Origin of the sequence: Bradyrhizobium oropedii, from assembly GCF_020889685.1 — a bacterium.
In the GTDB taxonomy this organism is placed as follows: Bacteria; Pseudomonadota; Alphaproteobacteria; order Rhizobiales; family Xanthobacteraceae; genus Bradyrhizobium; species Bradyrhizobium oropedii.
Map to the genome: position 1 here is coordinate 1 of NZ_JACMYO010000210.1, position 13,316 is coordinate 13,316.

At 67.6% G+C, this 13,316-nt stretch carries 10 protein-coding genes; 3 read left to right on the forward strand and 7 right to left on the reverse strand.

What is annotated here, in order from left to right:
* Positions 1-21: 21 nt before the first annotated feature.
* Complete coding sequence (locus H8A95_RS36600) at positions 22-762, forward strand: metallophosphoesterase family protein (RefSeq protein ID WP_229187500.1); 741 nt, start codon at positions 22-24, stop codon at positions 760-762.
* Between the two features lie 55 nt (positions 763-817).
* Here the strand turns inward: H8A95_RS36600 and trxA are convergent, their stop codons facing one another.
* The 4 genes from trxA to H8A95_RS36620 all read right to left on the reverse strand — a co-directional run bounded on the left by trxA (position 818) and on the right by H8A95_RS36620 (position 8,871).
* The gene (trxA, locus tag H8A95_RS36605; protein WP_016847387.1) at positions 818-1,138 is read right to left on the reverse strand and encodes a thioredoxin; all 321 of its coding nucleotides are present in this window, start codon (positions 1,136-1,138) and stop codon (positions 818-820) included.
* Positions 1,139-1,254: 116 nt separating this feature from the next.
* Complete coding sequence (gene addA / locus H8A95_RS36610; RefSeq protein WP_229187501.1) at positions 1,255-4,731, reverse strand: double-strand break repair helicase AddA; 3,477 nt, start codon at positions 4,729-4,731, stop codon at positions 1,255-1,257.
* Complete coding sequence (gene addB, locus H8A95_RS36615; RefSeq protein ID WP_229187502.1) at positions 4,725-7,871, reverse strand: double-strand break repair protein AddB; 3,147 nt, start codon at positions 7,869-7,871, stop codon at positions 4,725-4,727. Before addB ends, addA begins: the two co-directional genes overlap by 7 nt.
* Before the next feature lie 82 nt (positions 7,872-7,953).
* A complete protein-coding gene (locus H8A95_RS36620) occupies positions 7,954-8,871 on the reverse strand; it encodes a LysR family transcriptional regulator (RefSeq protein WP_229187503.1) in 918 nt (305 codons plus the stop codon).
* Positions 8,872-8,946: 75 nt separating this feature from the next.
* On the opposite strand from H8A95_RS36620, the gene H8A95_RS36625 reads away from it, so the two are divergent.
* Both H8A95_RS36625 and H8A95_RS36630 read left to right on the forward strand, forming a co-directional pair.
* On the forward strand, positions 8,947-9,888 hold the full coding sequence (locus tag H8A95_RS36625; protein ID WP_229187505.1) for a hypothetical protein: 942 nt from the start codon (positions 8,947-8,949) through the stop codon (positions 9,886-9,888).
* Positions 9,885-10,898, forward strand: coding sequence for a DUF2891 domain-containing protein (locus H8A95_RS36630; protein WP_229187507.1), 1,014 nt, complete (start codon positions 9,885-9,887; stop codon positions 10,896-10,898). The genes H8A95_RS36625 and H8A95_RS36630 overlap by 4 nt, the downstream gene beginning before the upstream one ends.
* Before the next feature lie 11 nt (positions 10,899-10,909).
* Here the strand turns inward: H8A95_RS36630 and H8A95_RS36635 are convergent, their stop codons facing one another.
* The 3 genes from H8A95_RS36635 to H8A95_RS36645 all read right to left on the reverse strand — a co-directional run.
* Positions 10,910-11,632, reverse strand: a complete 723-nt coding sequence (locus H8A95_RS36635) for a nucleotidyltransferase family protein (RefSeq protein WP_229187511.1) — start codon at positions 11,630-11,632, stop codon at positions 10,910-10,912.
* Positions 11,633-11,758: 126 nt separating this feature from the next.
* Positions 11,759-12,079, reverse strand: coding sequence for a PilZ domain-containing protein (locus H8A95_RS36640; RefSeq protein WP_229187508.1), 321 nt, complete (start codon positions 12,077-12,079; stop codon positions 11,759-11,761).
* Between the two features lie 98 nt (positions 12,080-12,177).
* Positions 12,178-13,316, reverse strand: a 1,139-nt coding sequence (locus tag H8A95_RS36645; protein WP_229187510.1) for an aminoglycoside phosphotransferase family protein, incomplete at its 5' end; no start/stop codon positions are given.

A 13,316-nucleotide genomic window follows, 5' to 3' on the forward strand; every position in this document is an offset into this window, starting at 1 on the left:
TGCTAGGGAGGACGAGACACCATGCGTTTCGCTGCGATCGCCGACATCCACGGCAACCATCTCGCGCTTGAAGCTGTCTTGTCGGACATTCGTGCGCAGGGCATTTCCGACATCGTCGATCTCGGCGACATGGTGAGCGGGCCGCTCGATGCCCGGCCGACGATCGATATGTTGATGGCGCTCGATGCCGTCCATTTGCTCGGCAATCACGACCGCTATCTGATCGACCGTCCGCATGAGAAAATGGGCTCCTGGGAGCGGCTGACCTATACCCAGCTCGAGCCGCGGCATCTCGACTGGCTGCGCACGCTGCCGGCGAACTCGGTTTATCGCGACGAGGTCTTCCTCTGTCACGCGACGCCGCAGGACGATGAAACCTACTGGCTCGACACCGTGCTGCCGGGCGGCGAGGTTCTGATGTCTTCGCTGGAATCGATCGAGGCGAGGGCGGCCGGCGTGACGCAATCGCTGATCCTCTGTGCGCACACGCACACCGCGCGCGCCGTACGGCTTCGCGACGGACGGCTGATCGTCAATCCCGGTAGCGCCGGCTCGCCCGGCTATCGTGCCGGCAAGCCGCATCCGCATGTCGTCGAGGCCGGTTCGCCCGATGCACGCTACGCGATTCTCGAACGGGTTGATGGCGATTGGGACGTCACCTTCCGCCACATCCCGTACGACCACGCGGCGATGGCGGCGCTGGCGCTGCGCAATGGCCAGCCCGAGCTCGCCTCGGCGCTGGCGACCGGGTGGATCAGGTAAAACAAAACGGCCGGTTTGCACCGGCCGTTCCGCAAATCAGCTAATTCGAAACGGATCACACCGCAGCGGTGATCCACTGCTGCAGCTTGGCCTTCGGAGCGGCGCCGACCTGACGGGACGCCATCTCGCCGCCCTTGAAGATCATCAGGGTCGGGATCGACATCACGCCATACTTCGACGCGGTCTTCGGGCTCTCGTCGACATTGAGCTTCACGATCTTGACCTTGTCGCCCATCGCGCCGGAAATCTCATCGAGAGCGGGCGCAATCATGCGGCAGGGGCCACACCATTCGGCCCAGAAGTCGACGACCACCGGCCCGGTCGCCTTGAGCACTTCGGCTTCGAAATCGGCGTCAGAAACCTTGCCAACGGCCATGTGAGTACCTCGTTCGGTTGAGACAAAAGGGCGCGGCGGAGAATCGCGCCCGGGAGCATGGGGCAAACGTATGAACGCCCCCTTGCCGGGTCAAGCTCGCTCACGCCGACATGACCTTATGCCAGCCCGGCGTCCAGCGCGGGGGCCGAAATCTCCATCATTTCAGGGGTTTCGGTCCAGAGCAGGGCGGCGTGGATGATCCTTTGGGGATAAAGTTTTGCCAGCACCGCACGGTACAGCGCGAGCTGCCGGATATAACCCTTGGGGGCCTCGGCGGCGGTCGTCGGCGGGGCATGGTTGGTCTTGAAATCGACGATCAGGACCTCGTTCGGCGTGACCACCAGCCGGTCGATCTGGCCCGAGACCAGCGCCTTCGGCTGGCCCGGCAGCGCCAGCCGGCCCACGATCGAAACCTCGGCACGGCTGCCGGGGGCAAACACCGGTGCGAAGCGCAGATCGACGGTCAGGGCGACCACTTGCCGAGCCAGCGCCACGCGCTCTTCCTCGCTCCAGCCATCGGCGTTACGCGCAAGATAGCCGAGCGCCGCGCCGAGCCGTCGTTCCACCGCGACGTCGGGCAGCGATTGCAGCAGGCGATGCACCAGCGTGCCGCGTTGCAGGGCACGGGCGCGCAGCAGCACCGATTCGCCGGTTCGGATCGAATGGCTGTCGCCATCAGCCGGATCGGACGGGCGCAACACGCCCGTGGCGGCGGTTTCGGGCGCGGCCGCAGTATGTAGCCAGGACGGCAGCGCAATCGGCGTCTCGGCCGTTGACGCCGCAGCGCCGGTGAGATCAGCGACGTCGTCAGGCCGCGAATAGCGCGTCACCTTGCCGGCCGGCGTCTCCTCTTCCTCGAGCTTGAGCCCGGAATTGGCGAGCCCCTTGGTGATCAGATCGTACCAGGAGGATTTCCGCACCGTGTTCATGTTGCCGGGCATGCAGCCGCCGACGATCAGCCGGTCGGCCGCACGCGTCATCGCGACATAGAGCAGGCGGCGATATTCGTCCTCGGTGTCGCCGAGCATCGCCCTGCGCGCGTCGGCGACGCCGGGCGGATCCTCCGCCTTCTTGCCGGCCCACACCACGACGCCCGGCGCGTTCGGCGCGGCATTGCCCTGCGGCAGATGGATCAGCCGCAGCCGCTGCGTGTCCGACGGCGAGGTCGTGGTGTCGACCAGGAACACCACCGATGCCTCGAGGCCCTTGGCGCCGTGCACGGTCATCACGCGCACCTCGTCGCGCGAAATCTCCATGTCGCGCTTCACCTCGGTGTCGGCGGCGCGCAGCCAGGCGACGAAGCCCTGCAGCGAGGCCGGCGCCTTGCGCTCATAGCTCAACGCCAGTTCGAGGAATTCGTCGAGTGCGTCGTTGGCCTCGTGGCCGAGCCGGCGCAGGATCCGCGCGCGCCCGCCATCGCCGCCGAGCAGCCAGGCATAGAAGGCGAACGGCGTCTCCTCGGGGAAGCGGCGCTCGCACTGTTCGAGGCGGCGCAGCGCGGCCGAGAAGCGTTCGTCGGTCGGCGCCTGCGCGGTCAATGCCTCGCGCAGCGAGCCGCGGCGCTGATACGCCAGCTTGAACAGATCGTCGTCATCGAGGCCGAACAACGGGCTCTTCAGCGCCACCGCGAGCGCAAGATCGTCCTGCGGCAGCAGCAGCGCGTCGGCGAGGTTCATCAGGTCGATGATCGCGATGTGCTCGGTCAGCTTCAGCCGGTCGGCGCCGGCGACCGGGATGTTGGCGTGCTTCAGCGCCTGGATGACAGCGTCGAAGGCGTTGCCGCGTCGCCGCACCAGGATCAGCATGTCGCCGTAGCGCAACGGCCGGCGCCCGCCCGCGCTGCCGGTCATGGTGCCGCTGGTGACGAGGCGCTTGATCTCGGCCTGGATGCGCCTCGAAAGCTTCACCTCGGGGCTGGTCACCGAGACGCCGTCGAACGGTGCGCGCCAGCCCTCGATGTCCTGGCGATCATCGGCAACCGCGAGATCCCAGAGCTCGATCAGGCTGGGACCGGCATCGGCCATCGCATTATGGATCGGATAGCCGTTCTCGACCGCATGGATGCTGCGGAAGATCTCCTGCTCGCGGAAGACATGGTCGACCGAATGCAGGATCACCGGTCCCGAGCGGAACGAATAGGTGAACGACACCGGATCGAATTTCAGCCCGGCTTCCTCGAACCGCCGCTTCAGTTCGCGCCGGCGCAGGTCGAATTCGCGCGGCGCGGCGCCCTGGAACGAGAAGATCGACTGCTTCTCGTCGCCGACCGCGAACACCGTGCGCACCAGGCCGTCGCGCGCGCCAGCGCCGGAGGTGAACTCCGAGATGATATGCGCGACGATGTCCCATTGCCGCGGGCTGGTGTCCTGCGCCTCGTCGATCAGCACGTGGTCGACGCCGCGGTCGAGCTTGTAATGCACCCAGCCGGAGGAAACGCGATCGAGCATCGCCAGCGTCTTGTCGATCAGGTCGTCATAGTCGAGCAGGCCGCGTTCCAGCTTCTCACGCCGGTAATGCGCGGCGGCCGCGGTCGCGATGTGGATAAGCGCCTCGGTGCGGTCGCGCGCGACCACGGCGCGGCGGCGCTCGATCAAGGGGCCGAGACGGTCGACCTCCGCTTCGAAGCGGTGGCCTGCGACAGCATTCTTCTTGATGAAATTGTTGGTGACGACGGAGGCGCGCGGCGCGCGGTCGTCGGTCAGGAAGACGCCGAGATATTCGTCAACCTGGGCCGCGCCGGTAAAGGTCAGCGCGCCCCGCAGCCGCTCGGCCTGCTTCTGATCCGCCTTGCTGCTGGTGTCGAGCAGCGTCGCCATCTCTTTCCAGCCCGAGCGCGGCAGGTTCGGCCCGTCGACGATCTCGCGCTCGACATCCTCGATGCGAATATCGGCGGAGACACCGAGCGCGGCCGACATCTGCGCGGCGGCGGCCGTGGCGTTGCCGGCGGCATCGGTCCAGGCCATGAAATGGTCGCGGCTCAGGCAGGCTTCGCGCACCACCTCCTTGAAGGTGACGTCGGCCGCATTTGCCATCGCGGTCCGCAGCGCGCGGCCGATGGGACTGTCGGGAATCCGCGACGCCTCCAGGAACACCGCGAGATTGGCGCGTTCCATCATCTCGTTCTGGTCGCGGTCGTCGAGCACGGCGAAACGCGCCGGCACGTTGGCCTCGAACGGAAACTGTTGCAGCAGGCGGGTGCACAGCGCGTGGATGGTCTGCACCTTCAACCCGCCGGGCGTCTCAAGCGCGCACGCGAAAAGCTTGCGCGCCTCGCGCCGCAGCGAGGCGGAGGGATGTGCGATGCCGGCCTCGCGGATCGCGGCATCGAGCCCGGTGTCGTCGAGCGTCACCCAATGCCCGAGCGTCGTGAACACGCGCTCGGCCATGTTCGCCGCGGCGGCCTTCGTAAAGGTGATGCAGAGGATCTTCTCCGGCGGCACGCCCGACAGCAGCAGGCGGATCACGCGCTGCACCAGCACATGCGTCTTGCCCGAGCCGGCATTGGCCGACACGAAGGTCGACGCCTTCGGATCGGACGCGCGCGCCTGCGCATCGCGCACCGCCAGCGGGATGGGACGCGCTGCCTTCACCATTCCTCGATCCCCAGGCCGCCGGCCGCGGACCATTCCTTGATGCGCGCGAGGTCGTCATAGGCGCCGTAGCGGTTGGCCCACATCGACAGGTTCAGCGAGGTGTAGGCCTGCTGCTCGTCGTCGAAGGCGCGGATCAGGGCTTCCAGCTTGCGCCGCGCGCTGTCGGCGGCTTCGTCGGGCGGCTGCGGTGTGTCGTTGGTCTTGATCTTCAGCTCCAGCGAACGCTGCTCGCCCGGCGGGTTGTTGCCGCTCAGCCTGACATAGACGAGGTCGCCGACCGAGGAGTCCGCCGGAATCTCGGCAAAGCCGCCCTCGCGCAGGATCGCGGCTTCCAGCGTCAGCTGCGGCGACAGGCCCATGCGCACCTGCTTGCCGGTCGGCGGCTGGCCGGTCTTGTAGTCGAGGATCGCAAAGCTGCCGTCGTCGCGCCGCTCGATGCGGTCGGCACGCGCGGAGAGGGTGAAGGTTCTGGCATCGTCGAGCGGAATGCCGATCTCGCCGCGAATCTCGGCCTTGATTGCGGCGATACTGCCCCGCCGGGCCTGCTCCCATTCGGCAAACCATGCCGCGATGCGCTGGAAGCGCGGCCACCACAGTGCGCGCGCCTCCGGCCGCTCCATCAGTGGCGCGAAATGCTTGGCCCCGATGTCGCGCAGCGCGCTCTTGATGTCGTCGGGCAGCGCGTCTGCATAGGTTTGCGTGAACTCGCCGAGCGATTCGTGGATTGCCGAGCCGCGATCGGCCGCCGACAACGGCATGTCGACGGGATCGAGCGGATCGAGCTTCAGGATGTAGCGCGCATAGATCGTGTAGGGATCGCGCAGCCAGTCCTCGATCGCGGTGACGGACATCTTCAGCGGCCGCGCCTCGCGCGGTGGCCGCGGCTCCGGCTGCGGGATCGGCTCGACCTTGGCGGGCCGGTCGAGCTCGGCGGCATATTGCACGTAGGTTTCGCCGGCCGAGGTCGCGGCCTTCCAGCGCGCTTCGCCCGCAACCGCTTCGAGCCGGTGCAGGAAGCGCGAGGCGACCGCCGGCGCACCGCCGACCTTCGCCGCATGGGTGAGGATCACCTCGTCATGGCCAAGCAGCTGCGCAAAGTCGTGCGCAGACAAGCCGATGCGCCGCTCGGGGAGATCGAGCCCGAGCTCATGCCGCATCGGCCGGCTCAACCACGGATCGATCCGCGGCGCCGGCGGCCAGACGCCCTCGACCAGGCCGCCGAGGATGATTCGATCGGATTCGGTGAGACGGGCTTCGAGCTGGCCGAAGATGTTGAGCTGCGCCCGCGCCGATTCCGGCCGCCGCACCATGCGGTCGGCGAATGCGGTCTGGAACACCTCGGGATAATCTGACAGCGGCGTCATCAGCCCGCTCGGCTGCTGCTTGGCAAGCAGCTCGTCGAACGCGGCCGCCAGCGACGCGCCGGCGCGTTCCTCGAACACGACAGCAACGCCGTTCTGGTCGGCCGACAGCGCGATCAGCGCCTCGCGGTGGCGCGCTGCCAGTTCGGCGAAATCATACGGCTTTGACGACGCCATGCCTTCGAGCGGCGCCAGCGCCGCCTGCAATCTGGCGATCAGATCCTGCGCCTGGTTGAGATCGTTGTCGCGCAGCCGGGCGCGCGGCTCCATCGCGTGCAGCGACGAGGTCTCGCCGCCGTGCAGCTTGACGAGCTCGGCGCGGAAGCGGGCGAAGTCGCGCGCGAGGCCACCGGTCCCGGGTTGCGGCCGGGTGCCGCGCAGCAGCGCGATCTCCAGCACCTCGATCGCGCGCTTCAGCGCGCCATGCGCGCCGCCGAGCCGGAACAGTGGATGCTTGAGCAGCGCGAGCAATGTCGGCGGCTCCAGCCCGTTGGCTGCGGCCTCCGCGGTGAGGCGGGCGAACACGCCGGCCGGCGTTTCGATCAGCGCATCGCCGCCGGAATCGTCGAATTCCAGATTCCAGCGCGTCAGCGACGCCATCACGCGGCGTGCCAGCGCGCGATCCGGCGTCACCAGCGCGGCCGATTTGCCGAGATGCCGCGCCTCGCGCATCGCGACCGCGATCGCGAGCGCCTCCATCTCCGGATTGGGCGCCTCGACCACGGTGAGGTTGGTCATCCCGGCGGAAATCCGCGCCACGATCTCCGGCCGCTCCAGCCGGTCGTGCCATTGTGCCGTGGCTGTCGAGGGACGCATCGTCTCCGACACCAGCACCTCGCGGCCGAGCGGCGCCGGCTGAGCAAGGCTCTCGACATCGCGGCGCTTGATGCCGAAGCGATCGAGCAGCGCGTGCATCGCGAACTGCGGATGGTTCGACGAGGGCGGCGTCTTGAATCTGCCGTCGTCGCCGCGCTCGCCGCCGATTGTGTCCCAGCTGTCCTCGTCCAGGTCGACGTCGAGCCCGGGCAGCACCACGGCGCCGTTCGGAAGCTTCGCCACCGCGTGGAGGAATTTTGCCGTCGCCGGCATCGAGCCGGTCGAACCGGCGGCGATCACCGGGCCCGCGTGATGCGCGGTCAGTCGTGCCGCTTCGGCCTCGATCAGCAGATCGCGGCGCGCCGCAGGTTCGATCCGGCCGATCTCCTTGAGGTAGTTCGGCCAGGCGTCGCGCGCGATGCGCAGGAAGTCGAGCGAGTGCTGCCAGTATTTGTCGAGCTGATCCGGCACCAGGCGATCGAGCGCGCGCCAGTCGACGCCGCGCGTCACCATGTCGTCCATCAGCCGCGCCAGGTCGCCGGCGAGCTGCAACGTCGAGGCCGGGCCGCCGACCACCAGCGGCGCCGACACCGGCGTCTTCGCCCAGGCCGCGACCAGATGCGCCAGGGTCAGCCGGCGCTCGAGCTCGCCGAGCCGGGGCGGGATCTCCAGCGGCGCGGCGCCGCCGACGTCGTCGCCCTGGTCCGCGAAGGCAAGCTCGTCCTCGTCGATCTCGCCGAGCGCGACGATGCGCGGCAGCACCGCGGCGTCGGAATCGAGCACATCGAGGAAGATTTCACGCGCCAGCCGTCCGGCGCGGCGGGTCGGCAGATAGAGCGTGGCATTGGCGAGCTTGGCGGGATCGTTGCGCGCCTCGAATCCCGCGACCAGCCGGCCGTCGACCAGCGCCGCGATGACGGTACGTAGGAACGGCGCAGAAACGGGAACGCTGAAAACGCGCATGGGCTGCCTGATTCGATCAGGCGCCAATATAGGGAGCGGCGGCCATCGTTAGCCACCCCTCACGCTCAACCGTGTCAGCTGATTATCGCAATCGGACGGCGCAGCGATCGACGGCATCCAGGAACCAGCGCAGCGCCGGATCTTCAGCCGCGCGGCTGAGATGGATCAGGTCAATCGCGAAGGCGGGGATGTCGAGCGGCGGCACGACCACGGCAATTTCGGCGAGATGCGTGAAGCGGCGGGCGACGCGCTCGGCCATCGTGGCGACGAGATCGGTGCCTGTGACGGCGAAGGGAACGGCCACCACATGCGCCAGCGTCACGGCCACCCGTCGCTTCAGCCGATGGCGCGCCAGCAGCGCGTCGATCACGCTCGGCAGACCATCGCCGCCGGCCGCCGAGAACAGCGCGTGCGGCACGGCCGCATAGTCTTCCAGGCTCAGATGGTCCGATTGATTTGCGCGCGCGGCGTCGCGGATGCAGACGAAGCGTTCCTCGAACAGCCGGTGCCGGACACAGCGCGGCGTCTCCGGCAGGTGGCCGCCGATCAGCGCATCGAGTTCGCCGCGCTCCAGTTTCGCCAGCGCCGCCGTCGCGTCCGTTAACGGACGCACCGCGAGGTCGATGTTCGGTGCTTCCATGCGCAACAAGCGGGTCAGTTCCGGCACCAGAACGAGATCGCCATAGTCGGTCGCGGCGATGGTGATGCGCCGTCGCGCCGTCGACGGATCGAAGCCCTGATCGGGCGCCAGCGCGCCCCTGATGTGCCGCAACGCCTCGCCGATCGGCCCGGCCAGTGCCAGCGCCTTTTCGGTCGGCTGCATGCCCGCGCCGGCGCGCAGGAACAGTTCGTCCGCAAACAGCGCGCGCAACCTTCGCAGCGCGCTGCTCATCGACGGCTGGGCGAGCCCGATACGTTCGGCCGCGCGGGTAACGTGGCGCTCCTCCATCAGCGCCTCGAAGGCGACCAGCAGATTGAGATCGACGGCGGATAAATTCATAACAGCAATAGTGCATATAGAAATAATCGATTTCAACAATGATCTGCCCGGGCCTATGCTGGCCGGCAGGCGATGATGACGAGACCAAAAGATCTGACGCGATTGGCGAGGCTGGTGCCGAGCGGGCCGACATTGCTGATCATCGGCGTGCTGGCCGGGCTGGCTATCCCTGCCCTGGCGGACGCCGTGCGCCCGCTGATGGCGGCGGCGATCTTCGTTCTGGTGCTCGGCACCTTTCTCCAGATCGACGGCGCGGCGTTCCGGCGCGCGTTGCGGCGGCCGCTGGTCTGGCTGCTGTTGCCTGTGCTCGCGATGCTAGCCTGTCCGCTTGCGGTCGGCTTCGCAGCGCGAGGCGCCGGATTTCGCACCGAACTCGTCGTCGCGCTGGTGCTGTCGGTCTGCGCGCCGCCGTCGAGCGGCACGGCGGCGGTCGCACGCATGCTCGGCTTCGACGCCACCATTCCGCTTGCCGTGACGCTGCTGTCGATGGCGCTGGCGCCGGTCACCGTGCCGCTGATCGCAGCAGGATTTGCCGATCTCGCGCTCGATCCGCTGGCGCTCGCGACGCGGCTCGCGCTGCTGGTTGGCGGCGCCGGCGCGCTGGCCTTGCTGCTGCGCCGTCAGGCCGCTGCACAATTGGTGCAGTATTCGCGCACCATCGATGCTCTCGTGCTCGCCTCGCTACTGGTGTTTGCCATTGCCACCATGGCCGGGGTGCGTACGCAGATCGAGACGCAGCCGATCGCCGCGGCGACCTGTGTCGGCCTCGCCTTCGCCTGCAATCTCGTTCTGCAAGGACTTGGCGCGCTGCTCACGCCGGGCCCGCTCGCCGAACGGCTGACCACGGGGCTCATCCTCGGCAATCGCAATGTCGGACTGGTCTGGTCGGCGATGGGCGCGGCAGTGTCGCCGATGACGGCGCTGTTCTTCGCGGCCACACAGTTTCCCATTTATATGACGCCGCGCCTGATCGAGATACTGGTTCGGCGTGCGCGAAAGGAAAAAGCCTCACCATGAGCGAGACCATCCTGACCGAAGACCTCGCCGTCCGTTTCGCCCGCATCGCGCTGGGCCATGTCGGCCGCGAATATCCGAACAAGCCGGATCACGTGCTGGCGGGGCCGCAGGATGCGCGCACGCCGCGCGAGCTGCATCCGGTGTTCTTCGGCAGCTACGACTGGCACTCCTGCGTCCACAGCTACTGGATGCTCGCCCGGCTGCTGCGCCGCTATCCGGCATCCGAAGCGGCAGGCGATATCCGCGCGCTGTTCGACGCGCAGTTCGTTGCGGAGAAGATCGCGACCGAATGCGCCTATCTCGCGGCCCCGACGGCGCGCGGCTTCAAGCGGCCTTACGGCTGGGGTTGGCTGTTGAAGCTCGCGGCGGAGCTCGCGCTGCTCGACGAGGTCAGTTGGCGCGACCGGATCGCGCCGCTCGCCGAGATCTTCGCGCAGCGCTTTCGCGATTTCCTGCCGCTCGCCACCTATCCGGTGCGGGTCGGCACGCATTTCAACACCGCGTTTGGGCTTCGCATGGCCGCCGACTACGCGGCAGTGACTCAGGATGCGGCGTTCGGCGCGCTGCTGCGCGAGACCGCGTTGCGCTGGTACGGCGCCGACCGGGACTGCCCCGCCTGGGGCGAGCCGAGCGGCGACGATTTCCAGTCGTCCGCGCTGATCGAAGCGGAGTGCATGCGCCGGCTGCTGTCACCCATCGACTTCCTGCCCTGGTTCGATCGCTTCCTGCCGCGGCTTGCGCAACACGAGCCCGCGACCTTGTTCCGGCCGGCTACTGTCACCGATCGCACGGACGGTAAGCTTGCGCATCTCGATGGACTCAATCTCAGCCGCGCATGGTGCTGGCGCGCGCTGGCCGGCGCGCTGCCGGAGGCCGATGCGCGCCGTCCGATCCTGCTGGAGGCTGCGCGAGGCCATCTCGACGCCGGCCTGCCGCATATCGCCGGCGACTATATGGGGGAACATTGGCTTGCGAGCTTCGCGGTGCTCGCCATTGACGTGGAAGGCTGACGCGGCGCGGTTTACGCGACGCTTTCGAGGAAGGCTTCTTCCGCGGCCTGGATCGCGTCGGGGGTTCCGACATGCATCCAGACGCCGTCGAGGCGCAGGCCGAACAGCCGTTCCTGCTCGTTGGCGCGATCGAACATCTTGGTCAGCGAGAATTCACCGGCCGGAGCATCGGCGAACAGCGCCGGCGACATGATCGCAGCGCCGGCATAGACGAACGGCACCACCTGGTGCTCACGTCGCTTGCGCAGCGCGCCATCCGGCAACATCGAGTAGTCGCCGCGGCCGCTATAGCCGATGCTCGAGGCGGTCGGCGCCATCAGCAGCAGGATATCCATCCGCGCCGGATCGAAGGCTTCCGCCAGCCGCGCGAGGTTGGAGCGCACGCCGTCGATCCACATCGTGTCGGCGTTGAGATGATAGAACGGCGCATCGCCGAGCAGCGGCAGCGCCTTCACCACAGCGCCGCCGGTGCCGAGCACCTGGTCGCGTTCGTCGGAAATGATCACGCGCGGGCGGCTGCGGGTCTTGACGTGCTCGATGATCTGGTCGGGCAGATAATGCACGTTGACGACGGCTTCGGTGACGCCGGCGCCGGCGAGCTTGTCGAGCACATGGTCGAGCAACGGCTGACCGGCGACGCTCACCAGCGGCTTCGGCATCGTGTTGGTCAGCGGGCGCATGCGCACGCCGAGGCCCGCAGCGAGCACCATGGCTTTATGGGGAGTGACGGGCATTTTCCGGATATTCTCGGTCATCATCTCTCATGCGCCGATCCTATCACGGCGATTCGGCAAGCACATCAATCAGACGCCATAGTCACGAGACATGACGGCCGTAAGACGGCAATGACGACCGTTAGCCTAGACGTCGGCAGCCTGCGCACCGCGTCTGGCAGTTTTCTTCTTCTTGTCGCCTTGTTTGAGGAAGTTGACGCCGATCTGGTCGCCATTGACCCACGCCAGCTCGCAGCGGCGATAGGCCAATCCTGTGGACGACAGCAGCAGAAAAAACTCCTTCAGGTTCAGGCCCTCGACCGAGCCGTCGACGGAGAGCTTGGCGCCCGTCTCCGACACGTCTTCCATGGTGCAGTCGCGCCGCCAGGTGCCGTCAATGCCCATCATGTGCGCGGCTATGCCGCGCTCAAACGTGACACGATCGCCCCTGCGTCGTTCCGTCGCCATCGTGTGGTCCCGCTCCCCATCGGACCGCGCCCTGGATGAGGTGCAGCCCATGCAACCTTAGGGGACCCAAGACTAATAAAGGGCTAATAACCCGTAAACTACGGTATCGGGGGAGGGACGTTGGCGGTGTACCAGATGCGGAAGCTGGCCAGCGCCGGATGGGCCAGCGACCGCTCGAGATAGGTCCAGATCCGCGGATGATGCTTGAGATAATGCGGCTTGCCGTCGCGGCGGTTGAGCCGCGCAAAGGTGCCGAGCAGGCGCGTGTTCCGCTGCGCCGACATGATCGCATAGAGCTCGGCGAAGCCGGCCGGATCGAAGTTGTCGTCGGTGGCGCGCCGCGCCTTGATGTAGCGGGTCAGCAGCGCCAGTTCGAGCTGCTCCGGCACGTCGATCCGCGCATCCTGCAGCAGCGACACCACGTCATAGGCCGCGGGGCCGAGCGTTGCGTCCTGGAAGTCGATGACGCCGACGCGCAGGATGCCGGTGCGCTCGGCAAGCCAGATGATGTTCGGCGAATGGAAGTCGCGGATCACCCAGGTCTGCGGCGCCGCGGCGGGCTTCTCCAGCAGGCCGCGCCACATCCCGAGGAATTCGGCGCGCATCTCCTCGCTTACCTGCACGCCGCGGTCGGGCAGGTACCATTCCAGCATCAGCCCGATCTCGATCAGCCAGGCATCGATGTCGAACACCGGGATGTCGTAGCTCTCATCTGATGTCAGCGGCAGCGTGCCGGGCAGCGCCTCGCGATGCAGCGCCGCCAGCATGTCGACGGCGGCCTCATAGCGCTCGGCGATCGGTTGCGGCGGATCGCCCTCGATCACGCCTTCGGCGCCGAGGTCCTCGGTGATCAGGAAGCCGGATTCGAGGTCGCTGTGCCGGATCGCAGGCGCGGAGAAGCCCTGCTTGCGCAGGCCGTTGCCGATCGCGACGAACGGCCTGACGTCTTCGGCGAGATGCACCGCCGCGCTGTAAGGCCTGCCGTTGTAGATTGCAGGGCCGTCGGGACGGCGCGGCGAGTTCATCAGGATCACGGTGCCGTCGTCGTTGCGCAGCCGCGCATAGGAGCGGGTCGAGGCATCGCCCGGCATCCGTTCGCGGCGGGCGTTGAGGTAGCCCGCGCGATCGAGGAAGTGGCGCAGCTCGTTGAGCCGCGCGACCTTCGCCGCGGCCTTGCCATGTCCGGTGATCTCGGCCGCGCGTGCCGCCGAGCCGAGCGCCGGGCGGTGGCTGAACG

What these genes read in the sequence shown, in the direction of transcription:
- addB (WP_229187502.1), bottom strand. Translation starts at nt 7,871, where the DNA reads ATGCGCGTTTTCAGCGTTCCCGTTTCTGCGCCGTTCCTACGTACCGTC.
- trxA (WP_016847387.1), bottom strand. Translation starts at nt 1,138, where the DNA reads ATGGCCGTTGGCAAGGTTTCTGACGCCGATTTCGAAGCCGAAGTGCTC.
- H8A95_RS36620 (WP_229187503.1), bottom strand. Translation starts at nt 8,871, where the DNA reads ATGAATTTATCCGCCGTCGATCTCAATCTGCTGGTCGCCTTCGAGGCG.
- addA (WP_229187501.1), bottom strand. Translation starts at nt 4,731, where the DNA reads ATGGTGAAGGCAGCGCGTCCCATCCCGCTGGCGGTGCGCGATGCGCAG.
- H8A95_RS36630 (WP_229187507.1), top strand. Translation starts at nt 9,885, where the DNA reads ATGAGCGAGACCATCCTGACCGAAGACCTCGCCGTCCGTTTCGCCCGC.
- H8A95_RS36600 (WP_229187500.1), top strand. Translation starts at nt 22, where the DNA reads ATGCGTTTCGCTGCGATCGCCGACATCCACGGCAACCATCTCGCGCTT.
- H8A95_RS36640 (WP_229187508.1), bottom strand. Translation starts at nt 12,079, where the DNA reads ATGGCGACGGAACGACGCAGGGGCGATCGTGTCACGTTTGAGCGCGGC.
- H8A95_RS36635 (WP_229187511.1), bottom strand. Translation starts at nt 11,632, where the DNA reads ATGCCCGTCACTCCCCATAAAGCCATGGTGCTCGCTGCGGGCCTCGGC.
- H8A95_RS36625 (WP_229187505.1), top strand. Translation starts at nt 8,947, where the DNA reads ATGACGAGACCAAAAGATCTGACGCGATTGGCGAGGCTGGTGCCGAGC.